Here is a 23,920-nt window from a genome sequence, read left to right as displayed (position 1 = left end):
CCTGTCAGCCGATTTTCCGCTTTTTCAGTTGAGGAAGTTTTTTTTCTCCAGCAGCGCCGGCGATTCCGGCAATGATCATGATGGAACCGATGAGATGAAACCATTCAAGCGTTTCCCCCAAAAATGCAATCCCCGCCAAAATCGTCACCAATGTTGCCAAATGATTAAACATGCTCATTTTCGCGGCTTCAATTTTCGATAAAGCGTAGTTTGACAAAAAGGATGTCGCAAATGATGACAACACGCCCAAATAAACAATCGCCAGGACAAAGACCGGGTGAGCATAAGGAGCGAAGAATCCGGTAAGCGTCCCGTCCGCCGCATGGCCGAAGACGGCGATTCCATTGAAAAAGAGGAAGCCCGCGGCTGTAATGACATACGTTAATTCCAGTGAGCCGAATGTCCTGGTCATCTTTCTGGCCAATACACTGTAGCCCGCCGAAGAAAGAGCCGACAGCAAAATCAGTGCGGCTCCCTTTAGATTGGCGGCTTCAATGTTTGCGCTTTTCATCAAGAAAATGCAAGCCACGCCCGCCGCTGATAATACGGTGAAAAAGAACTGCCGTTTGCTGAAGCGTTCCTTTAAAACATAGGAGGCCAACATCATCGTCAAAATCGGGATCGAGGCTTGAATGATGCCTGCTTCCGAAGAAGATGTATAGACCAGTCCAAAGGCTTGAAAAGCAAAAAACATCACCGGATAAAATAAAGCCAGCGGCAGCATAAACAGCACATCCTTCGGGCGGATCGCGATTTTAACCCATCCGCATAAAAGAGGCACGAGCGCAGCGCAGAAGGCGATTGTAAAGCGGTGTGCGAGTATATCAAGCGGACCCGCCGCTGTAAGCGCCAATTTCACAAAGAAAAATGAAAACCCAATTATAAAAGCGTACAAGACAGCTGCAAGATAAGCAGTTTTGTGCAAAAATGACCATCTCCATAGCGTATGCATGCAATACGTTTTTGATTTGCCGGCTTTTGTCATCTTATATGGAAGCAAAGTTTGATACAATACAAAAAAAGCAGATCTGTACCGATACAGATTTTGGATAAAGGAGCAGAACATGCAAAAATACGTCGGGCTGATGAATGAACTGGAGGCGCTGATCGAAGGCCGTTCGTTTCAAGAAGGTGACAGGCTGCCGTCCATCCGCACGCTTGCAGAGAACTTTCGCGTCAGCAAAAGCACGGTGATTCGGGCGCTGGGCGAACTGGAAAAACGGCATATCATCTATTCAGTGCCGAAAAGCGGCTATTACGTCGTCAAAAAAACAAACAGGCAGCAGAACAGGGAAAGGACGGTGATTGATTTCGCCGCATCCGCTCCTGACCCGGATGTTTTTCCATACATCGATTTTCAGCATTGCATCAACAAAGCGATCGATACGTATAAAAATGATTTATTTATCTATGGAACGCCCAAAGGGCTTCCATCTCTAGTAGCCGTCATTCAAAAAGAGCTGGCGAATAGCCAGGTATTCGCCGGCGAAAACAATATTTTTATCACGTCAGGCGTCCAGCAGGCTTTGGCTCTGCTGGCCTCGATTCCCTTTCCCAATCAGAAGCGGAACATATTGATCGAACAGCCGACTTATCATTTATTGCTCAAATATCTCGAAGTTCATCAGCTTCCGGTGATCGGAATTGAACGAACGTCGCAGGGAATCGATGTCGAGAAATTGGAGCGGCTTTTTCGGACGGAAGACATTAAATTTTTTTACACGATGCCAAGGTTTCACAATCCCCTTGGAAGCTCTTATTCTGAAAAAGAAAAAAAGAGCATCGTCCGGCTTGCCGAAATGTACGGCGTTTATATTGTCGAGGATGATTTTTTAGGAGATTTGGAAGGAAATAAAAAGGCTGATCCGTTATATGCATATGATGTTTCTTCACGGGTTATTTATCTGAAAAGTTTTTCTAAAATCATTTTTCCCGGTCTGCGCGTCGGTGTTGCCGTGCTGCCGGACTCATTGACAGAGGTGTTCAACCAATACAAACGACTCACTGATATCGACAGTTCGATGCTGTCGCAGGCCGCTTTGGAAATCTATTTGAAAAGCGGGATGTTTGAAAGGCATAAACAAAAAATCCGTTCTTCCTATGAAAAAAGGTCGCGCCTGCTGCACGCACTGCTAAAGGAGCTGTCCGAATCATCGGGAGGTCTTGTTGAGTTTCATCCTCCTGATCAGCCATGTGTTCATACCCATCTTGTATTGGACCGCAAACTCCCGGCGTCCCGCATCATAAAAAGCTTAAAAAAGCGCGACATCCTTTTGGAACCGGTGGACGCCCATTATTTACCCGGATTTCAAAAAAGAAATCTATTAAAAATCAACACCACCAATGTAAAGGAGGAAGACATCCGGCGCGGAATCAAGCGGCTGCAGCAAGCGATCGAAACATCCTATTATTAAGGAGCGGACTTAAAAAAAGGCCGTGAATCTGTCACGGCCTTTACAGGTCATCATACCCTTTGATCACAATTTCCTCGGGAAAATCGGGAGCGGCGGAACAGACCGCCATTTTGTAATCGGGATCAAGCTCATATGTTTTTATATAGCAAGGCGGATAGTTCGGAGGCGTTTTGAGTGAGACACGGCCGTCTTCTGCGAGCTTGACGGTAAACGAATCAAGCGGCAGTGACAGCCCTTTTCCCGCCTGTTTGACAAAGCTTTCTTTCATCGTCCATAAATGATAGAAATAGGATAGGCGTTCAGATTCGCTTTTTGCCATCAGGTCGCGGTGCTCTTCAGGTGAAAAAAACCGTTCTGCGATGTCAAAATTGACCGGTTTGATTTTTTCTACATCCACTCCAACCGGACAATCGCCGGCTGCGCATACGATCCAAGAACCAGAGTGGGAAATATTGAAATGAAAATCGGGAAGGCCTTCGGCAGACGGCTTCCCATATCGTCCGGCAGTGAATGTAATGCGGTCATACGGCAAACCGAAAGTTTCCCTGATGATACTTCTCGCCAGAACGTCTCCGATCAGCGTCCGATTGGCGTCTTCCGGATATCTGTATCTGTTTACTTTTTCCCGCTTCTCCTCAGGTACGATGGCCATCATTCGTTCAAACTGATCGGGCTTTGGCAGCTGATTCATATAAACGGCGTAAATCTTCATCACATGCAACCTCTTTACGATATGTAGTCTATATTGATTGTAGCAAACAGGGAGTGTGAAAGATAGACCCGCGTCTCTTGAACCAAAACGGAAGGAGCTAAAAATCATGAATGGCACACTGATCAACGACATGTTTTCCGGAAGGGAGCTTTTCATCTATCTGCCCCCTTCATATCAAAGCGGCCGAAAACGCTATCCCGCGCTTTATGTTCATGACAGGGGGGATCTGTTTGATCCCGGGTTCAGCGATAGTTTAGAAAGAATTGAACATTTCTGCGAGCGCGGAGAAATGCCTGAATTAATCTTGATCGGCGTGGCTTCAGCGGACAGGGAAAACGAATATACCCCTTTTCGGCAGCCTCATGTAAAGAAAACAGATCATATATATGGCGGAAACGGGGCTCTTTACGCCGCATTTTTGGCCAAGCAGCTCAAGCCATTTATCGACCGGAGCTACCCTACAGATGGGAGCCGCGAAAACACCGGGATCATCGGGAAGTCGTTCGGCGGGCTCATTTCGATGTATACAGCCTGTCTGCACCCTGAAACCTTCGGCAAGATCGGAAGTCTGTCAGGTTCTTTCTGGTTTCAAGGTATAACCGAATATATGCGCTCACAATCCTTTGAAAATGCCAATCTGCGCATCTATATGGATGTGGGGAGCACGGAAGGCACTGACCGCGAAAATCTTCAGAAAGAAATGATTCCAAGAACGAAGGAAGCCTTCCGTATTTTAATTGAAAACGGAGTGTCGCCGGAAGATCTCAAATTTGTCATTGATGAAGGTGGAGCCCACCGGCTTGAGCGGTTTACGAAACGTTTTCCCGAAGCGGTCAAATGGCTGTTTGCAGGCAGCTGACTTTCCCTGTCACAGAAGTGCACAGAATGACAGGAAATCGTCGAACCGGACTGGTAAGGTAGAAGCCGAAAGGAGAAAAAATGGATATCCTGAAACGTTTGGCTGAAAGCATCGACTTTATCGAAATCTGGACCAGGATCTGCAGCATGAAGATACAGCGAAAATCGCCTGCTGTTCAAAATTTCATTTTCAGCGCATGTTCTACATGCTGACGGGCAGCAGGCCGACTATATCCGCAAACGAAGGCTGACAGTCGCGGCCCAGAAACTCGCCGCAACAGATGCAAAAGTCGTTGATATTGCGTTGAAGTACGGCTGCCACACCCCTGAATCGTTTTCAAAAGCGTTCAGCAACCTTCACGGCATGAGCCTTTCGCAGGCCCGTGTATGAGGCCGGATGCTCAAGGCATTTCCCCGTCTTTCCTTTCAAATTCAAATCAAAGGAGCAGAGGATATGAAATGCAAAATTGTTGAAAAAGAAGCCTTTCAGATCGCCGGCAAAGCGATTCAGACGACTATGGACAAGGCGCAAAACAAAGTGGAGATTCCGGCTTTCTGGAAAGAGGTAAACCACAACGGCTTTACCGGCTCATTGAAACCATTTGCCGGACCGCTCGGCTTTCTGGGCGTCTGCATGGATTTTGATGAGCGGGACGGCACATTCACCTATGTTATCGGCATCGAAAAAACGGCCGAAAACCTCCCTGAGAGCTGTATCGTGAAAGAAGTCCCCGCATCAACATGGGCCGTGTTCGATGCCGTAGGTCCCGTGAATCCAACCGTTCAAGCAACATGGGAGCGAATTTTCTCGGAATGGTTTCCGGCTACAGGTTATGAGCATGCAGACGCTCCAGAATTTGAAGCCTATCGGGCAGGCGGAAATATCTCGGCTGACGACTATGTCACGCAGATTTGGATTCCGATTGTAAAGAAACGCTAAACATATATGATACTTGCGCTATGACGATTGATTTATTCTTTATCACATTGACCATCCGCGAAAAAAGTAAAAATCCGGAAGAATACGAGATTGAGGAAATATACAATGAGATGAGAGATCGATGGTTAAGGTATCTTTATAGATCCGGGATTGAGGTGGCGGCCAGGATATACAAATGATGATGTGGATGAAGGGCATAAGTCTGTCAAAGGTTTGTTTTTGATATTTCATATTTCTAAACGATTAAGTGAGGGAAGCTTGTAGAGAAAGTAGTGTTTTCTCTACAAGCTATACCTAATGCTGCTCTTTATGGTTCTATGAACGGCCGATATCAGACCAGCGTTTGTCACCTATTTTTTCTAATTTTTCATACATTTTCATTTGTCCGGGCACCATTTCATCTGCGATGTTAACAAGGTACTCGATCTTATCATAATAGCTCATGTTTTGATCAGGAATTAATTCATCAAGCCTGTGTCGTAAACCGTTTAGTTTTTCTCTTGCCGTTTTATGATTGGCGCTTTTTAAAATACTGGTCGGTATTACGCGTGCCAGCCTTTCAAGCCTTTCATCAGGGGAAAGTGAGATATCCGGCAATAATTCAAAAAGCCTTTGGCTATGGGCTTGTAAATGTCGGCAAACTTCTTCAAAATCTTCTTCAAATTTTGGAATGTAATCTTCTTTGCTGAATTTTTTAACGATACATTCTTTTTCCATATCATCGATTCTCCTTTTCTAATCAATCGTTTTCATGTTGATGACTTCTGAAAATAAGGCAGGCAGAATGGATAGTATTCCGCCTATCCCTGCCGCAATGACGGCATAACGAACCTCAATTGTTGTAGCGAGAATACCTCCTATAACCGCGCCGACGGGAACTAAACCTCGTCCGAATACTTTTGATACTGAATTGACTCGCCCCAAAAGATGTCCGGGTGTAATCGCTTGGCGTAAACTCACCAAATTCACATTATATATAGGGACTCCCATACTTAATAAAAACTGTCCAAGAAGGAGCAAATATAGTGTGTATTGGTTGTTTGGTACACTGCCGATAATTAAAAAACCGACGGCCAACAGCCCCAACGAACCCACAATCACACGACCGACTCCGAGCTTTTCGGCCAATTTTCTGCTTATCAGAGCGCCTACAAGAAAGCCGGCGTTTCCAAGACCTAAAATGACGCCAATATCGCTTGCGGAAAAATTTAGTGATCGAGTCATATATATGACTGAAATGGATTGATACAATCCGATAAATAAAACGCTTAAACTATAACTGATCAATATGGGACGCAATATCTGGTGTTGAAAGGTAAATGCAATGCCCTCTCCAATGTCTTTCCAGACGCTTTGCCTATTTGAAGGATCTCTTTTTTTTACTCTGCTTTCAGGTAAAAAAAGCGTTAGGATAAAAGAAATGATAAAACTGACTGCATCTAGAAAAACAGCGATCGGAGCTGTTAACAATTGAATGATATATCCTCCAATTCCAGGTCCTGCGACTTGAGCTGCACCATTGGTGACTTCCAGTTTTGCATTTCCATTCAGTAAAGATTGAGAGGGGACAATTTCCGGCAGGTAAGATGAATACGAAATTTGATAAAAAATAGAACAGCATCCGGTTAGAAAAGCAACTGCCAGAACCACTTCTATGGATAAAAATCCACGCAGATAACTGATCGGAATAATCAATAAAAGACATGCGTTCATCGATTGGCAAAACAACATGACTCGTTTCCTATTCATTCGGTCAACTAATGCACCTGCATGAAAACCGAGCAACAAATTTGGAAGAAAAGAAAGAAAACTGATCAGGCTCACGGCAAAATTACCTGAGCTTAAATGATTTATTGCAATTAAAGGCAATGCGATAATGGTAATCTGTCTTCCGAAAGATTCTATCGTTTGGCTTGACCATAATAAATAAAAATAATGATTTAGCGAATGTTTTTTTGTAATGACAGACTGCTGAGGTTCAATTTTACTATTCGTTTTAATTATTGACTCCCTCCTGATCCGATAAATGAAAAGACTGAATGTGATTCCATTTTTTGGCGGTATCATGAATGTCGTTTGCCAATTCTTCGATCAGTTTAATGCCAACAGAAGTAAAAGAATCTTTATGACTTAATAGTGATTCACTTAAATGTTGTGCCGATTGCAATCCTGAAGCTGCCGCTTCCTCAAAAATTTTACGCTCTTCATGATGAAGACTGCTTTCATGTAATTCAGAGATGCGAAGCTTCAGCATTTGACTGTATACAATGGCTGCATGAAAAACTCGATCTAATTCCCAATATTGATTGCGAATAGCTTGCGTATTTCTCCAAGGTATTTCTATTTTAGCTGATGTTTTGCTGTCGTAATTTTCATTGAAAATATCACAAAGCAGTAAGTTCATGTTGATGACTTGGTGTACAGCTTCGTGGTATAGGTTTTCTGCTAAAAATCGGAAGGATTGTATTGTGCTTAGACTATTTGGCGGAATATGAAATGTAGCTTTATCAGATATGTATATACAAAGCGGCATAATCGGAAAGGAAGCTGATGTTATTTGAGTGTCTTTATCGACAAAATTCTTCCGTATCCTGACCCATACTATGGATCTGACAAATTCTTTTATCAACTGATAAGCTCTAGAATAATTTCTCTTCAAATGATGAAGTGCCATAGAAAGCAGTTCTTTTTGTTCCTTTGTAGCTTGCAGAATCTCATGTGAAGTTATAGGAAGCTTGTTCCATATCATCTCAGGCAGTTTTGTAATCATGAAAAATGTATCATTGCCAACTTTTAATTTTTCTCCATCAATCGATGATAAGTGTTGATCAGGATGAGGAATTCCAGTCAGTTCAGCTGTTAAATGCAAATGGGAAAGGTACTCCTTTTTTTCCTTACATTCATTTTTTTGTATATCAAAGAATGAACCTTTAGGAATTTTAAAATGAACCAAACCGGGTATGGACATTTTTGACCATCTCCTTACTCATTTTATATAGAGAATCCTAACTTTACAGTCTAGGATTCTCCATTTAAGGGTCATTTACTTATTTAGCAGGTTTTTTAACGGGTGTATTATCAGGAACCATGTGATCTAGGCGCTGTGTAAGCTTTTTCACCTTATTTTGAATACTCATTTCTATACCTCCTCCCCAACAAAATTTTTATTTCTCAATACATTAAGTATGACTTAATGTATATAGAGAACATGAAATATGTAGGTGATATCTCCGATGACAATCATAAAAATAGCTTGCTTTGTTAATATGTATAAATAATACATTAATTCCAATAAATGAGTCAATAAAAAATTTTATAATATTTTGAATATTTAACCTGAAAGCACTAAAAAAACGGATGATATATTTCATCCGTTTTTCTTCAATGAAAACTGAACAGGCCGGACCGCTTCCACCCGGCGTCCTGATACGGCGTATGCAAGGAGCCGCTTGGACTGCGGCAGCGAAAAGCGCAAAATCGCGCCTGTCATGATCGCGGTTAATACGGTTCCGATGCCGATCGGACCGCCGAGAAGCCAGCCGATAAACAATATCGTCAGCTCCATTCCGTTGCGGACCCATTGCACATTCCAGCCCGTTTTCTCGGAAATCAAAAGCATCAGGGAGTCGCGGGGACCCGCGCCAAGATTGGCCGACACATAAATGCCGACGCCGTAGCCGATGAAAACCACCCCTAACAGAAAAACGGCGGTCGCTGAGGCAAGCGTTTTCGGATCAGGAAGAATATAATTAAAGAAATCTATAAAAATACCGATCAGCAGCATGTTCAATACGGCGCCGATTTTCGGCCAAGCTTTTGTAAACAGCGATGTCAAGCCTACGATAACCGCTCCGACAATAATCGCCCATTGGCCGACTGACAGCCCCAAAAGCTCAAACAGCCCGTAATGGAACGCGTCCCACGGACCGATGCCGAGCACTTTGCCTTCAATCGTTAGAGAAACCCCAAAAGACAATACAAGCAATCCGACAAAATAAAAAAGCCAGCGCAGAACAAGTTCTCGCTTCAAATGGATTCCCCTCTTTCCAAAACACAATCGAGTGTTATTGTATCATAATCAGATGCGGAGCAGAATAGGAATTATTCACTGAATGCCGTGGAACAAGCGTTTTAGAGGAATGAACCGTTGCGCCGGCAAGATGAAGCCCTTCCGATCATTGTGCGATAACGATTTTACGTCCTGTCTCAGCCGACTCGCGAACCGCATCCAACAGCATGTGCAGCTTCACCGCGTCGTGAAAGTCGGGAATGTCCCGTTTGTTTTCAACAATATCTCCCGCCAGCACATGAAACGCTTTTTTGACGTAGCCCGCCGGATGCGCGTCTTTTTCCGATGACTGTCTTACGCTTTCCCAGCGGATTTCTTCAGCATCTGTGAATAGAGCCGAGCTGTCGGAATAGGACAGTTTTTCAAGCGTAAGCCGGCCGAATTGCACATGTCCGGCAGAACGCTGCTGTGACAGGCGGAAAGCGCCTTTCTCTCCTTGTATGTCTAAACGAAATGCCGGATAAACGCCCCCTTGAATATGAACGGAAGCTGATGCGCCGCTTGTAAGGGTTCCGTTTATTAATATTTGATCAGCGGTGTTTTTGTGAATCCGTTCACCGGATTCCTGTACAATGGCTTCCGGATAATTGATATTCGTCAAAGCGGAAAGCTCTTTAAAGCCGCCAAGGATATAGCATAGCGCATCAAGAGAATGTCCGCCGTTGATTGCCAGCAAGTCGGCGCCGTTTTCTTGATATAACAGATAGCTGCTTTTCTCATCGGTTATCCCGCCTTTTCCCTGAGTAGCGACATGCATGGTGCAGGACAGCACCTTTCCGATCTCGCCTTTTTGCACCGCCTGCTTCAAGTAGTTGATTTCAGGGGATTGCCTTGCCTGCAGGCCTACGGCATGATGGATGCCCGCTTTCTCCGCCAATTCCGCCAGCTTCTTCGCTTGTTTTGTGTCAATCGCAAGCGGCCATTCGCAATACACATGCTTGTGCGCCTCGATCGCCGCGATGGAAGCTTCATAATGGAACGGAACCTTTACGCTGACGACGACTAAATCGACATCTTTTGATTCAGCCAATGCCTGGATATCCGCAAAAGCGAGCGGCGCGCCGACAGCCGCCGCGCTTTTTTTGGCAGACTCCATGTTGGATGTTCCGATCGCCGTGATTTGAAAATCCGGATGCTCTGTAAGAGCCGGTATATGGGCCCGGCTGGCCCACTGATTATTCATAGAGCCGCCGATAATACCCGTTTTGATTACATGATGATTCATGAATGTTCCCTCCAATGCCGTGATGTGGCAATTAAATGTAATTCAAGTATAATGAGACATCATGATCATGAAAAATGTTAATGTATGATGCTGATATCACTTTTTTTGATGGGAGGCGAAAATCGGTGGATATCGAAAACATGAAGGCGTTTGTTTCCGTTGCGGAGCTGAACAGCATATCGGCTGCCGCGGTCAAGCTCAATCATCTGCAATCAAATATGACGGCCAAGATGAAAAAAATTGAAGCCCATTACGGTCAAGAATTGCTCATCAGAAGCTCAAAGGGTGTTCAATTAACTAAAGAAGGCGAGGTTCTCTATCAGCAGTTTAAAAAAATGCTGCTTCTATGGGAAGAAACAGAAAATAAAATGAAAAAATATGATCCGGTACTCCGGATCGGCACGATGATATCGGTCGGCGGAAGGCAATTGGCGGGTTCATTAAGCACGCTTTATCAAATGCATCCGAACTTATCGGTGACGCTGAAAACAGGATCAACGGAATATATCGAGGAACAGCTTCTTCTGGGAAATATTGATATTGCGCATGCGATCGGATCAATGGGCAACAAGAACATCCATTACGAACAATTGGGTGTGGAGGAAATGGTTATCATCGGAGAAGGGATTGGAGAAAACACGAGATTGGAAGAGTATATAGAAGGCAAAAGCGTCCTTATCCTTTCAGATAAATGTTTGTACCTCTCGATCTTGAACAATATGTTCGCAGACATGAACATAACCCGCGGCGAAACGATCGAGGTCGGCGACATCCAGACGCTCGTTCAGCTTGCTTCAATCGGCATGGGCATTTCCCTCGTTTCCAAAAGAGTCGCAAAACGCTTTAAGACCGGACCGTATTTGGAGGCGCCGCCTTCATATCGATACGTCAATACGTATATGATCACCCGTTTGCATCATCAGCTGACACCGATCGAAAAGCAGTTTAGAGAGCTGAGCCAGTCGCTTATGTACAATGACTAGAAACTGAGATTTTTCAAACTGAAAAAGAATGGAGATTCATGGTGCTGTATTTTGTTTTTTAGCCGGTATGTTTGCATCCGTCTCTGTCCCGTGTTTACGCTCCTCAATCTGAAGCTTCTTTTTATAGGTCAATGGAACAGGTTTTTAAGCATAATTTCACATAAGCTTCTTAACAACACGTTAAGAAGTTTTTTACATTACCGCAAAAACCGCAAAAATAAAACATTTTCACGAAAATTGGCTCGAAATCCTAAAAATTTAGGTATATTGCCCGATATGGCGAGTGAGATATTTTTTTTGAAAATCAACATAAATACAGTCAGGAGAGAGAAACATGCAGCAAAGCAAGACATCAGATGTACAGAAATGGTTTCCGAGCGAAGACGGAAATGCAGCGAAGAGAAGCGAATTTTTATCTCTGATCGAGCAGCTGATCCGCGGAGTCGACGATTTAAAACATCCGGATCAGGTCAACCTCAAGGGGGAAAAGAACAGGGAAGGCCTTTTTTATGAAAAATTGATTTCCGAAAGCAAAATTCCCGTTTCAGGACGTCCGATGGAAGATGTCAATGAAGAGCTGCTGAAGCTTTTGCACAGCCATCCGTACCATACAAAATACTTTTTTACCAATATTCTTCCGATGGCCAGCATTCCGGGAATTTTAGGCATGCTCACCGCCTTTATGGTCAATGGCAATAATTTATGGGATGTGTACGGGCCGGCCGGTGCGGAGGCTGAAGTGAAGGTCACCGCGATGATGTCGAAGCTGGCGGGCTATGATGCCGAGACAAGCGGCGGCTATACGACTTGGGGCGGACAAGGCGCGGTTTACACGGGGCTGCGGATCGCGATTGCGAAAATGTCGCCTTCGGCTCTTAAGGAAGGAGTTCCCGGAAACTTCTATGCCTTCTGTTCAGAAGCGGCTCATTACAGCCTGTATAAGTCAATGGAGGCGACGGGTCTTGGCAGCGACCGCCTGATCAAAGTCAAAACGCACCTTGATCACTCCATGGACACGGACGATTTGCGGAAAAAAATGAGAGAAGTTTGCGAAAATGGCGGTATTCCGGTTTATATCGTCGCCACGACGGGAACGACGGATGCGATCGGGATCGATGATGTCCGGGCCGTACGGTCAGCCGCTGAGGAAATAGCCGGTGATTTTGATCTGCCTGTTCCGCATATTCATGCAGATTCTGCTCTGGGCGGATTTTTTGCTTTTTTCAATGATTATGATGTGGATGAGAACGCTTTATCCTTCAGTCCGGGCGTCCTTGGCATGATCAAGGCGATCAAGGATAAAATGCAGCACTTGCATGAAGCCGACTCGCTTTGCTTTGATTTTCAGAAGCTGGGCCAGACGCCTTATGTCACAAGCCTGTTCCTTGTCAAAAAAGCAAATGATCTGAAACGGATCGACCTTGATCCTGAGGAGACGCCTTATGTCGGCCACCGCGGCTACGGCGACTATCATACAGGCTATACGTTGGAATGTTCACGGATGGCCAGCTCCATCAGCATGTACAGCGCGCTGATGGCATTTGGGCGCGAAGGGTATCAAAAACTGCTCGGCCAGTTCCTTGAAGTGAATCTTCATTTTCGTGAACAGCTCATCCGCCGCATACCGCAGGCGGACATTATGAATCCTGATAACCACGGCATGTCTACGCTGTTTCGGATTTATCCTGAAGGAGCGCCGAGATTTGCCGATGAAATATCGGGACAATGCACCGTTCAAGAGCTTGAAAGAAACAACCGTTTGAATGAGAAGCTATTCGAGAAGCTGGGTGCGAATCGGGACAAGATGTTTTTCGGAGATACGAAAAAGCACCTGTTGGCGGGAACGCGTGAAGGTGCTGAGATTCCGCTGTACGTCAGCAAATTTTTCGTGATTTCTCCTTATACATTGCCTGAGCATGTACCGCAAATCATCGACTACTTAAAAGAAAACATCGAGGATGTCTGCCGGCAGTTTGAAACTGTCACGGTGATGAAGTAAAAGGGGATATGGATGATGAACAAGCTAAAGAAAAAGTTAACAGGGCACATTTCAGTCAAAATCATGCTCGGCGTCGCTTTGGTCCTGATCATTACGATTGCATGCTTTTCAGCTATTTTCAACGTGATCAGCAAAGATTTGTCAGAGCAATTAAAACAGCAGTTTGAAAACCGGCTTTATACAGATATCCATCTTGCAGAAAGCCAGATTAACCGCATTGAAGGCAATAAGCTGAACATTACATCCGCTGACAGCGATTTGTACCAGGAGACGAGAAAAGCCCTTGATGAGCTGAAAAAGAAAAACAAGCTCGAAAATATTTATATTCTTTCCAACCAAGGCGGCAAAGAACGAATCATCGCTTTATCTGATACAGAGAATGATTTCGGGACGGCGTATGCTTTTTCATCCGATATGAAAAAGGCGATAGCCGACAATAAAACGATGGTAAGCGACGTATATCAAGACAAATACGGGATTCATCAATCGATTTTTCTGCCGCTTACGGACGATTCCGGGGAGCAGACCGGTATATTGGGCATTGACCTTGATGCTTCCGTGATCCCAAAAACAGCTGAAAAAGCGCAATGGTATACGCTGGGGATCTCGCTGTTTGTCATACTGATCGGAATGCTGATGGCCTATTTCCTCGGCACGTATATTGCCAAGCCGATCAGACAGTTGATGAAGGCGTCGGAAAAAATCGCCGACGGTGACCTATCTGCCGAAGTGTCCGTCAAAAGCAGCGATGAAGTCGGCAAATTAGCGGCCTCTTTTGAGCGGATGAGCGATAATTTAAGACGTTTGATCGGGCACATATCCGCCTCTTCGCAAGAGGTGTCAAACACGAGCCTTCAGCTGAAAAATGTATCTTCCGAGTCAAGTGAGAGCGCGGCGCAGGTGGCGGAATCGATGAACAGCATGAGCGAGGGAATCAATGAAGTCGTCTCATCTGTTACGGATTGTCATACATCCGCAGCTGAAATCGATAAGCAGATCTCACACGTGACCGACAAGGTGAACGAGATGAAGCAGGTTGCAGAAGGTGTCAGCAAAGATTCCAAGACAGGGCAGGAGCTTGTGGAAGAAACTTTGCAGCAAACCAATACAATCAAAAACGTTATGGAAGAGTCAAAGCAAGCGGCCCAAGACATGCACAACCATACAGAGGAAATCGAAAAAGTCATTGGAATGATTTCTTCAATTGCCGAACAGACGAATTTACTGGCGCTGAACGCCTCGATTGAAGCTGCGCGGGTCGGTGAAGAAGGACAAGGCTTCGCGGTTGTCGCCGGGGAAGTCAGAAAGCTGTCCGAGCGCTCGGCAGAAGCCGCATTATCCGTTTCACAGCTTGTAGCGGGAACGCAGGAGAGCAGCCGTCTTGTCATGGAGCGCATTCATGAAGGCAGTGAAGCGGTCGATAAAGGCCAGATTTTAATTAATGGAACATATGAGAATTTTTCAGGCATCTTTCAAGGGATTTCTCAATTTGCCGAGAGAACGGATCAATTGCTGCAATCTCTGTTAAAAGTGAAAGAATCCTATCAGAACATTTCTTCTGCCATGGAGCAGATATCTGCCGTTACCGAGGAGCAGGCGGCAGGCTCTGAAGAAGTGGCCGCCGCAGCCGAGCAGCAAAGCGCCGGCATGCAAGAGATCGCTTCAGCCATTGAGCAGCTGTCCTCGCTGTCTGAAGAATTGAAAGAAGCGGCGTCCCGGTTTAAATTAGCCGAATAAAACAGCAACAGCCTGATCTAAGATCAGGCTGTTTTGCTTACACCGGGTTCAAAATCCGGTTTAAAAACTGTTTTGTCCGCTCTTCTTTTGGCGCCGAAAAGATTTGCTCCGGCGGTCCCTGTTCAACGATCACGCCTCCGTCGATAAACACGACTTCATCCGCGACATCCTGCGCGAATTTGATCTCATGGGTGACGACGACCATTGTCCAGCCTTCGTTTGCCAGATCTTTCATCACCTTCAGCACCTCTCCGACCAGCTCAGGGTCAAGGGCGGATGTGGGCTCATCAAACAGCATCAGCTCAGGTTTGATGGCTAGGGCGCGGGCGATGCCGACGCGCTGCTGCTGTCCGCCTGAAAGCTGAAACGGATAGAGGTCCATTTTTTCCTCGAGGCCGACTTTTTTTAAAAGCTGAATCGCTTCTTTTTTGACTTCCGCTTTGTCGCGTTTTTGCACTTTTACCGGCCCTTCCATCACATTTTCAAGCGCGGTGCGGTGTGGAAACAGGTGATAGGCTTGAAACACCATTCCCGACTTTCTCCGCAGTCGAAGCAGGTCGGCCTGCTTATGTTTTTTTGAAAAGTCGATTGTAAAGTCGTCAAATGAAAGGATTCCGCGGTTTGGAATTTCAAGCGCGTTCAGGCAGCGAAGCAGCGTCGTTTTTCCCGAACCGGAAGGCCCTAAAATGGCGATTACTTTCCCTTTTTCGATATTCAAATCAATCTTTTTTAAGATTTCGTTTTCGCCAAAAGATTTATTCAGCCCTTTTATCGCAAGCATTGAGATATCCCTCCTTATTTGGACACATACCGGTCTAAGCGCCGTTCGATCTGCTGCTGAACGAGCGCAAGAACAAAGCAGATGATCCAGTAGATAAATGCGGCTTCTATATAGATAATTAAAATCTGATCAAGATTGGCAGCGCCGATTTCCTGGGCTTTCCGGAATAATTCGGCAACCAAAATTTGTGATGCGAGAGATGTGTCTTTAATCAAACTGATAAATGTATTTGATAATGGCGGAATCGAAACGCGCACAGCCTGAGGCAAAATGACTCGTGAGAGCGCCGTTTTCTGGGTCATCCCGATCGAATAAGCGGCTTCCCACTGCCCTTTTGGAACCGACAGGATGGAAGCGCGGATAATTTCTGACGCATAGGCGCCGACATTAAGAGAAAACGCGATGACAGCGCTTGGAAAAGGATCGATCGTCACTTGAAACGCCGGAAACAAGTAAAAGATGATAAACAGCTGAACGAGCAGCGGCGTTCCGCGGATCGCTGAGACATATATGCTGAAAATCGCTTTTAAAATCCGAGATTTTGACATTCTCGCCAGCGCCGTAATGAGCGCGATGATCATTCCGAATATAAAAGAGAGAATGGCAAGGGGAATCGAGTAGTAGATTCCCCTTAAAAAAATCGGCCAAAACGACTCCCGGACAAGATCCCACGGGATGGCTGTTCCGATGGCCGCCTGCATATTATTTAGAAACATCTTCGCCAAACCATTTCTGCGCGATTTTAGACAGCGTACCATCCTCTTTCATTTCTTTCAGCGCACCATTCACTTTATCAACCAGCTCGCCGCTTCCTTTTCGGAATGTGAAATGTGTTGTTTGCGGATCGCCTGTTTCAAAAGCGATTTTCAAATTTTTGTTGCCTGATGTTTTCAAATAGTTGAGCACCGCGAGCTTGTCATTATAAGTAAGATCAACACGGCCCTGCTGAATCAGCTGGAAAGCCTGGGCCATGCCCTCAACGCCTTCGATTTTCGCGCCGGCTTTTTGCGCCAGATCGTTATAGTTGCTCGTCAATGACTGTGCCGCTGTTTTTCCTTTGACATCGTTCTCAGCTTTCAATTCGCTGCCGCTTTTTGTAACGACGACAGCCTGGGAAGTCGTATATGGATCGGAAAATTCGTATTTGTCTTCACGGCCTTTTTTACCAACCTGGTTGGCGATGACATCAAAACGTTTTGAGTTCAGGCCGGCAAACATACTATCCCACTGCGTTTCTTTAAACTCAGCTTTCAAGCCGAGCCGTTTTGCGACTTCCTGCATGACTTCTACATCATATCCGGTCAGTTTGTCGGTTTTTTTATCATGGAACGTGAAAGGTTCATACGTTCCTTCCGTACCGATTGTTAGTACACCTTTATCTTTCACCTGAGACCAAAGGTTTTTGCCGCCCCCTGTGTTTTGATCCTTAGCATTATCACCTGTGGCTCCGCAAGCCGCTGTTACGGCGATCAATAGTGTCATGAGCGCTGCGAATATTGCTTTTTTCATTTTATTCCCCACTTTTCTGATTGGATTTATTTGATATGATTTTACTTAAGGGCCTTCCAAAAGTAAAGCATAAACTTTTTTTAGTATGAGTCAAGAAATTCGTTTTTAGTGATGAAAAGCGTTTGAAGGTGATCACCGTTCTTGATCCGGCCGGATTCCCCATTTTTTTAAGCGGTATTGAAGGCTCTGCCTGCTGATCCCCAGTGTTTTTGCCGCCTTTGATATGTTGTTGTCGCATTTTTTGATCGTTTTTTGAATAAAATATTTCTCGGCATTCTCAATCTGTTCCTTTAAAGGGGGAGCGGAACCGGAAGGCAGCGTTGCAAAAAATTCATAGCCGTAGTGTTTTTGCAGCCGGTCTTTTGTCTGTGATTTTGTCCGGTATTGAAAGGGAAGGTGTGTAAGATCGATGGTTTCTTCATATGACATCATATTCAGCGCGCCTTCGATCAAATGTTCAAGCTCCCTGACGTTCCCAGGCCAATCATAAGAAAGCAGAAATTCGCTGACTTCATCCTCCATGCCTTTGACCTCCATTTGAAACAGCGCATTGTATTTATCGATAAAATGGAGTGCGAGAGGCAGGATATCTTCTTTTCGATCTTTTAATGGAGGAATGAACAAGGTGACGACGCTCAGCCTGTAATACAAATCTTTGCGAAGCCGCTGGGCGCTGATGGCATCGACGGGATCTTCGTTCATCGTCGCAATGATTCTGACGTCGATCGGCGTGTCTTTGGAAGCGCCGATCCGCCGAATCGTTTTCTCCTGGATGGCACGCAAAAGTTTGGCCTGCAAATTTAAATCCAGTGAATTGATTTCATCAAGCAGCAGTGTACCGCCATTTGCCTGTTCAAAAAGGCCGGGACGGTCGACAGCGCCTGTAAAGGCTCCTTTCGTCGTTCCGAACAGAAGGCCTTCGACAAGGCTTTCGGGGAGAGCGGCGCAGTTTTGTGAGACAAATGGCCCTGTTGATCTTTGGCTTCCATTATGTATACTTTGGGCAAACAGCTCTTTTCCGGTTCCGGTGTCTCCGACGATGAGAATCGATGAAGAGGTGCGGGTCGCCCGTTTTGCGTGTTCGCACACCTCCCTGAACGCCGGGCTGTCCCCGATCAGGCTGTCAAACGTATACTTTGCATTTTCCGTTTTATTCATATTATCTCTGATCAGCCGCTCCAGCTTTGTGACATCTTTTGCGATCTCGATCGCACCTTTAATGTTCCCGTTTTTCAATATGGGAAACGTATGATTGACGGTTGTGATTTCCTGGCCCTTGTTATTAAAGTACGTCTGCTTCACGTTTTTGATCGTTTTGCCGTATTGAAGAGCCTGGAGGAGCGTACTGTCATGCTCTGCAAATGTAAACACATCGAGAAGGTTTTTGCCGAGCACATCCTCCACATCCATTCCTTCAATCTGCTTCATTTTATTGTTGTATACGACCGATGTGCCGTTTTCATCGACGATGTGCAGGCCGATATCAATTTCATTGATGATTCGCTGAAAAATAAGCTGCAGGAGTTCAAGATCCATCAGCATATGAATATCCCCCTTTGTCCCAATCTGCTTTTATTTTAAGCGAAGAATGTTCCGGGGTGCAAAATTTTCATGCATATACGATGTAAAAGTGCAAAAAAATTGGCATATGAGTTGCGCGAATTGCCTGAATTTCCGGTAATTTGTCGCTTGGCATGAAACTTGCAATTAAGAAGAGCGAGACAGAAAAAATGACATCTGGCTGTTGTCCTATAACAAGAAGGAGGAATCATAATGACTGTTTTATCTAAGTCCGAAGAAATTATGCAGCAAACAGCACAATACGGTGCAAACAACTATCATCCTCTGCCGATCGTTATTTCAGAGGCTGAAGGGGCATGGGTAAAAGACCCTGAAGGAAATCGATATATGGATATGCTGAGCGCCTATTCCGCCGTCAACCAAGGGCACAGACATCCGAAGATCATTCAGGCGCTGAAAGACCAGGCCGATAAAATCACCTTGACGTCAAGAGCTTTCCACAATGACCGGCTCGGTCCTTTTTATGAAAAGGTTGCAGCATTGACTGGAAAAAACATGGTGCTCCCAATGAATACCGGGGCCGAAGCGGTTGAATCCGCAATCAAAGCGGCGCGGCGCTGGGCTTACGATGTCAAAGGCGTAGCCGACAATCAAGCGGAAATCATCGCATGTGAAGGAAACTTTCACGGGCGGACAATGCTGGCCGTGTCCCTTTCATCAGAAGAAGAATATAAGCGCGGCTTTGGGCCGATGCTTCCGGGCATCAAGCTGATTCCGTACGGAGATTTGGAAGCGCTGAAAAAGGCGATCACGCCAAACACCGCGGCTTTCTTGCTCGAGCCGATACAAGGGGAAGCCGGAATCGTCATTCCGCCTGAAGGCTTTTTAAAACAGGCCGCTGAGATTTGCAAGGAAAACAATGTCTTGTTCATCGCCGACGAAATACAGTCCGGACTGGGGCGTACGGGCAAGATGTTTGCCTGCGACTGGGAGGAAGTCGATCCTGATATGTACATTTTGGGTAAAGCGCTTGGAGGCGGCGTATTTCCGATTTCATGCATTGCAGCAAACCGTGATGTACTGGGCGTGTTTAATCCAGGCTCTCACGGGTCGACCTTCGGCGGAAATCCGCTGGCATGCGCCGTATCCATCGCCGCCCTTGAGGTTTTGGAAGATGAGCGGCTTGCCGAACGCTCTTTGGAGCTTGGGGCTTATTTTAAAGAAAAGCTTTCGCAAATCGACCATCCTAAGATTAAGGAAGTCCGCGGAAGAGGCCTTTTTATCGGAGTGGAGCTTACCGAAGCAGCGCGTCCGTATTGTGAACAATTGAAAGAAGAAGGGCTGCTGTGCAAAGAGACGCATGAGACGGTCATTCGTTTTGCGCCTCCTTTGGTGATCTCTAGAGAGGATCTCGACTGGGCCATTGAAAAGATTACCCGTGTTTTGTCGAAGTAAGGGGAACGGCTGAACAATAAAGGGGTTGTTCAGCCTGTTTTTTTCGCTGTTTTGCGAAGTTTGTCAAAAATTGAAATATAAGGAAAATGTTCAGAAGATTGAAAAAATAGTTATTTTGTCATATGCAAGGACAGTTTTGATGTCTGACAAAGGGTGCTAAAAAACAGGGAGAAATGAATCAGAAGGGGTGTGGAATGTTTGAATCGTGAACAAGATCAGCAATATACATTGAAAAGGACGATGAAGTCAAGGCATTTATTTATGATCTCGCTCGGCGGGGTGATCGGGACGGGTTTTTTCCTGGGTACAGGATATACCATCAATGAGGCGGGGCCCATCGGAGCGATTCTCTCCTATTTGGCGGGCGGGATGATTATGTATTTTACGATGCTCTGTCTTGGAGAGCTTGCGGTGGCCATGCCGGTGTCAGGATCATTTCAGACATATGCGACAAAGTTTATCGGACCCGCGACTGGTTTTGCCGTCGGATGGATCTACTGGCTCGGCTGGTCGGTGACTGTCGCTTTGGAATTTTTGTCCGCCGGGCAGCTGATGAAAAGGTGGTTTCCCCATGTCGATGTCTGGATATGGTGCCTTGTTTTCGGGGGGCTGCTTTTTATGCTGAATGCGCTGTCTGCAAAAGCTTTTGGAGAATCCGAATTTTGGCTGTCCGGCATTAAAATCATCGTTATTCTTCTGTTCATTATTCTTGGCGGAGGTGCGATGTTCGGCTTGATTGACATGAAAGGAGGGCAGCCTGCACCGTTTTTCTCCAATTTGGTGGGTGACGGCATCTTTCCAAACGGGATCGGCGCCATCTTCATTACGATGATTACCGTCAACTTTGCTTTCCAGGGAACCGAGCTGATCGGGATTGCGGCAGGGGAGAGCGAAAACCCCGAAAAGACGGTGCCGCGTTCCATTAAGCAAACCGTATGGCGGACGCTCGTGTTTTTCGGCTTGTCCGTATTCGTGCTTGCCGGGTTGATTCCGTGGGAAAAAGCAGGAGTCGTCGAAAGTCCGTTTGTCATCGTGTTTGAACAGATTGGGATTCCTTATGCCGCCGATTTGATGAATTTCGTCATTTTGATCGCGTTGCTGTCGGTTGCGAATTCGGGTTTATACGCATCGACGAGGATGCTGTATTCATTGGCGAAAGAAGGGATGGCCGCTTCTGCTTTAAGCAGGGTCAATCATCGGGGCATCCCGATGAACGCGCTTTGGATCACCTTGGGCTTTGCGGGACTGTCTCTTGTTTCAAGCGTTGTCGCCGCAGAAACCTTATATATCTGGCTGCTGTCGCTTGCCGGTTTGAGCGCGCAGGTCGGCTGGATCACGATCACGCTGTCGCAGCTGTTGTTCCGCAGACGGTATGTGCAAGAAGGCGGAAAGGTGGAAGATCTGAAATTCAAAACGCCTTTCTATCCGTTTTTGCCGCTTGCCGGGTTTATTTTAAACAGCACCGTGCTGGTCAGCTTAGCCTTTGATTCAGAGCAGAGGATGGCATTATACTGCGGGATTTTATTTATGGCAGGCTGCTATTTTGTCTATCATTTGTTTTATAGAAAGAAACGCATGGATGCGCAGCAAAAACAGGAAAACGTCATGATCTACCCAAAACAAAATCAACAATGAGGTGAAAGCTGATGAATCAACACATTTCTTTAATTGGTATGCCGATGGATTTGGGACAGTCAAGGCGCGGAGTGGATATGGGGCCAAGCGCCATCCGCTACGCAAATATCGTGGAACGCATCGCTGAGTTGGGATACGACATTCATGACCTCGGGGATGTGCCGATCAACCGCGACCAGCCTAAACATGACGAAGGATTAAAAAATTTAGCCTCTGTTTTGGAAGGGAATCAAAAATTGGCCGATATTGTCGACCATGTCATTGAGCAGGACCGTTTTCCGCTCGTGCTGGGGGGAGACCACAGCATTGCCATCGGGACATTGGCCGGTGTGGCAAAGCATTATCAACAGCTCGGTGTCATTTGGTATGATGCACATGGAGATTTAAATACGCTGGAAACATCGCCTTCAGGCAACATCCACGGCATGCCGCTTGCTGTAAGCCTTGGCCTGGGCCATGAAAAGCTTGTCAATCTTTACGGGTACGCCCCGAAAATCAAACCTGAGCACGTCGTCATCATCGGCGCCCGTTCTCTTGATGAAGGAGAGCGGGAATATATCAAGAAGACCGGAATGAAGGTCTATACGATGCATGAAATCGACCGGTTGGGAATGTCGAAGGTGATCGAGGAGACGATTGAATACCTGTCGGCCAATTGCGACGGCATCCATTTAAGCCTGGATTTGGACGGCCTTGATCCAAGCGACGCTCCCGGAGTGGGTACACCGGTCGTCGGCGGCATCAGCTACAGGGAAAGCCATTTGGCGATGGAAATGCTTTATGATGCGGATATCATTACTTCCGCAGAATTTGTCGAAGTCAATCCGATACTGGATCATAAAAATAAAACCGGTGAAGCGGCCGTCGAGCTGGTCGAGTCATTGCTGGGGAAAAAACTGCTGTAAACAAAAAAGAACGCATCATCGCTCTCAGGCTGTCGAGAAAATCGACAGCCTTTTTATTCATTTCACCATTTTATAACAAAGAAAAACCTTCTAAAAGGACGATGTCTGTGTCCATATTCAATACAAGGAATTCTTCCCGGTGTTGTTTGATCAGTTTGTCGTCTCAAGCCCTCGCTTGAGAACTATATCAGATCGAAAAATCATCAGGAGGTTTTCTCAAGACTTGACTCCGGAAAAATCCTCTGCAAAATAAGAAAAAATAGAGCGAAGCTTTGCATATTCAAAACAGCTGCATTGGCTGCGCTACTGCCGGTTGAGGGGAAGACAATATGTGAGCGAACAAGTTCCCCTCACCGCCGCTAAGAGCCCCCCTCAACCGGCCAAGCTTGGCTAGGTGTGCGGGAGGGCTTTTTCTCTTTCTGAACATAAAAAATGGACGAGTGATCAAAAGCTTGTAGGAAAAAACATGTAAGCTGCATTTTATATTGAATGGTTTTCCTCTTTTTCCTCATTTGGTGGTGTACTAGAGTGTATTAATATGCGATCTAATACTTTTCCGGTAAATGGCATAAAGCAATTAAGTATTAGCCCGCCTAAACAAACGGTTAATACAGTTCCAACGCCAATTGGTCCATTTAAAATCATTGCCATTATCAAGAATACGAGGTAAATGCATGTTCTCGAAAAAAATATATTTGTCCTCGTTAATTCTTGTATGATTAATGTTAATCGGTCAACTGGAATCGGTGCAAAATTTGTGTGTAAATATGTTGCAGTTCCTAATCCTATAACAACTAAGCCGATTCCAAAACAAACAACTTTACTGTACAAAGATTCAGGTGTTACAAAAGAGTGCAATAAAAAAAGCCACATATCAATACCAATACCCGTTATAAATGCTGTTAACAACCCCAAAACTTCTGGTTTTTGTCTTTTTAAAAATGAATTACAACATATCAATATGGAAGCTATTATTATTTCCCAACTTCCCACAGTTAGCCCGACATTTATAGACAGTCCTACCAAAAGTGCATCAAAAGGTGAAGTTCCAAAGTCTGATTGGATCGTGAAAGAAATACCAAGAGATAATATTAAAATTCCTAATACATAAAAAACATATTTCATTTTAGTCGACCTCTTGATCATGATTTTTATTGCAAATGCAACAAAGTTGGGT

Annotated in this window: 23 protein-coding genes; 11 read left to right on the top strand and 12 right to left on the bottom strand. The window is 45.4% G+C overall.

The window, feature by feature from the left end; all coding sequences use genetic code 11:
• Nucleotides 1–4 precede the first annotated feature (4 nt).
• A complete protein-coding gene (locus tag BTR1S_RS15190; protein ID WP_051056692.1) occupies nt 5–952 on the bottom strand; it encodes a DMT family transporter in 948 nt (315 codons plus the stop codon).
• A gap of 112 nt (nt 953–1,064) precedes the next feature.
• Here BTR1S_RS15190 and BTR1S_RS15185 point away from each other — a divergent pair, with 112 nt between their 5' ends.
• A complete protein-coding gene (locus BTR1S_RS15185) occupies nt 1,065–2,414 on the top strand; it encodes an aminotransferase-like domain-containing protein (RefSeq protein WP_029418922.1) in 1,350 nt (449 codons plus the stop codon).
• A gap of 40 nt (nt 2,415–2,454) precedes the next feature.
• On the opposite strand, the gene BTR1S_RS15180 is transcribed toward BTR1S_RS15185, so the two are convergent.
• A complete protein-coding gene (locus BTR1S_RS15180; RefSeq protein WP_029418923.1) occupies nt 2,455–3,126 on the bottom strand; it encodes a 4'-phosphopantetheinyl transferase family protein in 672 nt (223 codons plus the stop codon).
• Between the two features lie 106 nt (nt 3,127–3,232).
• On the opposite strand from BTR1S_RS15180, the gene BTR1S_RS15175 reads away from it, so the two are divergent.
• From BTR1S_RS15175 to BTR1S_RS22100, 4 genes are all read left to right on the top strand, one after another.
• Entirely contained in the window at nt 3,233–3,985 is a 753-nt protein-coding gene (locus BTR1S_RS15175; RefSeq protein WP_006638629.1) for an alpha/beta hydrolase, read from the top strand.
• Nucleotides 3,986–4,153: 168 nt separating this feature from the next.
• Nucleotides 4,154–4,375, top strand: coding sequence for a helix-turn-helix domain-containing protein (locus BTR1S_RS23635; protein WP_309521056.1), 222 nt, complete (start codon nt 4,154–4,156; stop codon nt 4,373–4,375).
• A 63-nt stretch (nt 4,376–4,438) separates the two neighbouring features.
• Entirely contained in the window at nt 4,439–4,924 is a 486-nt protein-coding gene (locus tag BTR1S_RS23365) for a GyrI-like domain-containing protein (RefSeq protein ID WP_255265721.1), read from the top strand.
• A 20-nt stretch (nt 4,925–4,944) separates the two neighbouring features.
• The gene (locus BTR1S_RS22100; protein WP_081723734.1) at nt 4,945–5,103 is read left to right on the top strand and encodes a YrzI family small protein; all 159 of its coding nucleotides are present in this window, start codon (nt 4,945–4,947) and stop codon (nt 5,101–5,103) included.
• 136 nt (nt 5,104–5,239) lie between these two features.
• Here BTR1S_RS22100 and BTR1S_RS15165 read toward each other — a convergent pair whose 3' ends face one another.
• The 5 genes from BTR1S_RS15165 to BTR1S_RS15145 all read right to left on the bottom strand — a co-directional run bounded on the left by BTR1S_RS15165 (nt 5,240) and on the right by BTR1S_RS15145 (nt 10,218).
• Nucleotides 5,240–5,641 (bottom strand): hypothetical protein, encoded by a 402-nt coding sequence (locus BTR1S_RS15165; RefSeq protein ID WP_006638632.1) that lies wholly within the window; start codon nt 5,639–5,641, stop codon nt 5,240–5,242.
• Between the two features lie 18 nt (nt 5,642–5,659).
• Complete coding sequence (locus BTR1S_RS15160) at nt 5,660–6,991, bottom strand: MFS transporter (RefSeq protein WP_081723735.1); 1,332 nt, start codon at nt 6,989–6,991, stop codon at nt 5,660–5,662.
• On the bottom strand, nt 6,921–7,892 hold the full coding sequence (locus BTR1S_RS15155; protein WP_029418924.1) for a hypothetical protein: 972 nt from the start codon (nt 7,890–7,892) through the stop codon (nt 6,921–6,923). The genes BTR1S_RS15160 and BTR1S_RS15155 overlap by 71 nt, the downstream gene beginning before the upstream one ends.
• Before the next feature lie 399 nt (nt 7,893–8,291).
• The gene (locus BTR1S_RS15150; RefSeq protein ID WP_006638635.1) at nt 8,292–8,954 is read right to left on the bottom strand and encodes a YczE/YyaS/YitT family protein; all 663 of its coding nucleotides are present in this window, start codon (nt 8,952–8,954) and stop codon (nt 8,292–8,294) included.
• A 145-nt stretch (nt 8,955–9,099) separates the two neighbouring features.
• Entirely contained in the window at nt 9,100–10,218 is a 1,119-nt protein-coding gene (locus tag BTR1S_RS15145; RefSeq protein WP_006638636.1) for a Gfo/Idh/MocA family protein, read from the bottom strand.
• A 125-nt stretch (nt 10,219–10,343) separates the two neighbouring features.
• On the opposite strand from BTR1S_RS15145, the gene BTR1S_RS15140 reads away from it, so the two are divergent.
• From BTR1S_RS15140 to BTR1S_RS15130, 3 genes are all read left to right on the top strand, one after another.
• Entirely contained in the window at nt 10,344–11,201 is an 858-nt protein-coding gene (locus BTR1S_RS15140; protein WP_006638637.1) for a LysR family transcriptional regulator, read from the top strand.
• A gap of 334 nt (nt 11,202–11,535) precedes the next feature.
• A complete protein-coding gene (locus BTR1S_RS15135; protein WP_029418925.1) occupies nt 11,536–13,200 on the top strand; it encodes a pyridoxal phosphate-dependent decarboxylase family protein in 1,665 nt (554 codons plus the stop codon).
• A 15-nt stretch (nt 13,201–13,215) separates the two neighbouring features.
• On the top strand, nt 13,216–14,937 hold the full coding sequence (locus BTR1S_RS15130; protein ID WP_006638639.1) for a methyl-accepting chemotaxis protein: 1,722 nt from the start codon (nt 13,216–13,218) through the stop codon (nt 14,935–14,937).
• Between the two features lie 37 nt (nt 14,938–14,974).
• Here the strand turns inward: BTR1S_RS15130 and BTR1S_RS15125 are convergent, their stop codons facing one another.
• The 4 genes from BTR1S_RS15125 to BTR1S_RS15110 form a co-directional block, all read right to left on the bottom strand.
• Nucleotides 14,975–15,718 (bottom strand): amino acid ABC transporter ATP-binding protein, encoded by a 744-nt coding sequence (locus tag BTR1S_RS15125; RefSeq protein WP_006638640.1) that lies wholly within the window; start codon nt 15,716–15,718, stop codon nt 14,975–14,977.
• A 14-nt stretch (nt 15,719–15,732) separates the two neighbouring features.
• Nucleotides 15,733–16,434: an amino acid ABC transporter permease gene (locus BTR1S_RS15120; protein WP_029418926.1), complete on the bottom strand. Its 702-nt coding sequence runs from the start codon at nt 16,432–16,434 to the stop codon at nt 15,733–15,735.
• Nucleotides 16,421–17,227: a cystine ABC transporter substrate-binding lipoprotein TcyA gene (tcyA, locus tag BTR1S_RS15115; RefSeq protein ID WP_006638642.1), complete on the bottom strand. Its 807-nt coding sequence runs from the start codon at nt 17,225–17,227 to the stop codon at nt 16,421–16,423. Before tcyA ends, BTR1S_RS15120 begins: the two co-directional genes overlap by 14 nt.
• A 132-nt stretch (nt 17,228–17,359) precedes the next feature.
• On the bottom strand, nt 17,360–18,769 hold the full coding sequence (locus BTR1S_RS15110) for a sigma-54 interaction domain-containing protein (protein ID WP_006638643.1): 1,410 nt from the start codon (nt 18,767–18,769) through the stop codon (nt 17,360–17,362).
• Between the two features lie 231 nt (nt 18,770–19,000).
• Between BTR1S_RS15110 and BTR1S_RS15105 the strand changes: the two genes are divergently transcribed.
• From BTR1S_RS15105 to rocF, 3 genes are all read left to right on the top strand, one after another.
• Nucleotides 19,001–20,203, top strand: coding sequence for an ornithine--oxo-acid transaminase (locus BTR1S_RS15105; RefSeq protein WP_006638644.1), 1,203 nt, complete (start codon nt 19,001–19,003; stop codon nt 20,201–20,203).
• A gap of 240 nt (nt 20,204–20,443) precedes the next feature.
• Nucleotides 20,444–21,838 carry an amino acid permease gene (locus tag BTR1S_RS15100; RefSeq protein ID WP_236836329.1) on the top strand — a complete coding sequence of 465 codons (1,395 nt, stop codon included), beginning with the start codon at nt 20,444–20,446 and terminating at the stop codon, nt 21,836–21,838.
• An 11-nt stretch (nt 21,839–21,849) separates the two neighbouring features.
• Nucleotides 21,850–22,743 (top strand): arginase, encoded by an 894-nt coding sequence (gene rocF, locus BTR1S_RS15095; protein ID WP_006638646.1) that lies wholly within the window; start codon nt 21,850–21,852, stop codon nt 22,741–22,743.
• 480 nt (nt 22,744–23,223) lie between these two features.
• Here the strand turns inward: rocF and BTR1S_RS22090 are convergent, their stop codons facing one another.
• Nucleotides 23,224–23,868 carry a YczE/YyaS/YitT family protein gene (locus BTR1S_RS22090; RefSeq protein ID WP_081723736.1) on the bottom strand — a complete coding sequence of 215 codons (645 nt, stop codon included), beginning with the start codon at nt 23,866–23,868 and terminating at the stop codon, nt 23,224–23,226.
• Nucleotides 23,869–23,920 lie beyond the last annotated feature (52 nt).

It is taken from the genome of Bacillus sonorensis NBRC 101234 = KCTC 13918 (assembly GCF_001592005.1).
Taxonomy (GTDB): Bacteria; Bacillota; Bacilli; order Bacillales; family Bacillaceae; genus Bacillus; species Bacillus sonorensis.
This window is presented reverse-complemented; position numbering and strand designations above follow the sequence as displayed.

Bases quoted from the DNA above. Each gene is read 5' to 3' on its own strand.
- BTR1S_RS15190 (WP_051056692.1), bottom strand. From the start codon at position 952: ATGCATACGCTATGGAGATGGTCATTTTTGCACAAAACTGCTTATCTT.
- BTR1S_RS15185 (WP_029418922.1), top strand. From the start codon at position 1,065: ATGCAAAAATACGTCGGGCTGATGAATGAACTGGAGGCGCTGATCGAA.
- BTR1S_RS15180 (WP_029418923.1), bottom strand. From the start codon at position 3,126: ATGAAGATTTACGCCGTTTATATGAATCAGCTGCCAAAGCCCGATCAG.
- BTR1S_RS15175 (WP_006638629.1), top strand. From the start codon at position 3,233: ATGAATGGCACACTGATCAACGACATGTTTTCCGGAAGGGAGCTTTTC.
- BTR1S_RS23365 (WP_255265721.1), top strand. From the start codon at position 4,439: ATGAAATGCAAAATTGTTGAAAAAGAAGCCTTTCAGATCGCCGGCAAA.
- BTR1S_RS22100 (WP_081723734.1), top strand. From the start codon at position 4,945: ATGACGATTGATTTATTCTTTATCACATTGACCATCCGCGAAAAAAGT.
- BTR1S_RS15165 (WP_006638632.1), bottom strand. From the start codon at position 5,641: ATGGAAAAAGAATGTATCGTTAAAAAATTCAGCAAAGAAGATTACATT.
- BTR1S_RS15160 (WP_081723735.1), bottom strand. From the start codon at position 6,991: ATGATACCGCCAAAAAATGGAATCACATTCAGTCTTTTCATTTATCGG.
- BTR1S_RS15155 (WP_029418924.1), bottom strand. From the start codon at position 7,892: ATGTCCATACCCGGTTTGGTTCATTTTAAAATTCCTAAAGGTTCATTC.
- BTR1S_RS15145 (WP_006638636.1), bottom strand. From the start codon at position 10,218: ATGAATCATCATGTAATCAAAACGGGTATTATCGGCGGCTCTATGAAT.
- BTR1S_RS15135 (WP_029418925.1), top strand. From the start codon at position 11,536: ATGCAGCAAAGCAAGACATCAGATGTACAGAAATGGTTTCCGAGCGAA.
- BTR1S_RS15130 (WP_006638639.1), top strand. From the start codon at position 13,216: ATGAACAAGCTAAAGAAAAAGTTAACAGGGCACATTTCAGTCAAAATC.
- BTR1S_RS15125 (WP_006638640.1), bottom strand. From the start codon at position 15,718: ATGCTTGCGATAAAAGGGCTGAATAAATCTTTTGGCGAAAACGAAATC.
- BTR1S_RS15120 (WP_029418926.1), bottom strand. From the start codon at position 16,434: ATGTTTCTAAATAATATGCAGGCGGCCATCGGAACAGCCATCCCGTGG.
- tcyA (WP_006638642.1), bottom strand. From the start codon at position 17,227: ATGAAAAAAGCAATATTCGCAGCGCTCATGACACTATTGATCGCCGTA.
- BTR1S_RS15110 (WP_006638643.1), bottom strand. From the start codon at position 18,769: ATGCTGATGGATCTTGAACTCCTGCAGCTTATTTTTCAGCGAATCATC.
- BTR1S_RS15105 (WP_006638644.1), top strand. From the start codon at position 19,001: ATGACTGTTTTATCTAAGTCCGAAGAAATTATGCAGCAAACAGCACAA.
- BTR1S_RS15100 (WP_236836329.1), top strand. From the start codon at position 20,444: ATGAAGTCAAGGCATTTATTTATGATCTCGCTCGGCGGGGTGATCGGG.
- rocF (WP_006638646.1), top strand. From the start codon at position 21,850: ATGAATCAACACATTTCTTTAATTGGTATGCCGATGGATTTGGGACAG.
- BTR1S_RS22090 (WP_081723736.1), bottom strand. From the start codon at position 23,868: ATGAAATATGTTTTTTATGTATTAGGAATTTTAATATTATCTCTTGGT.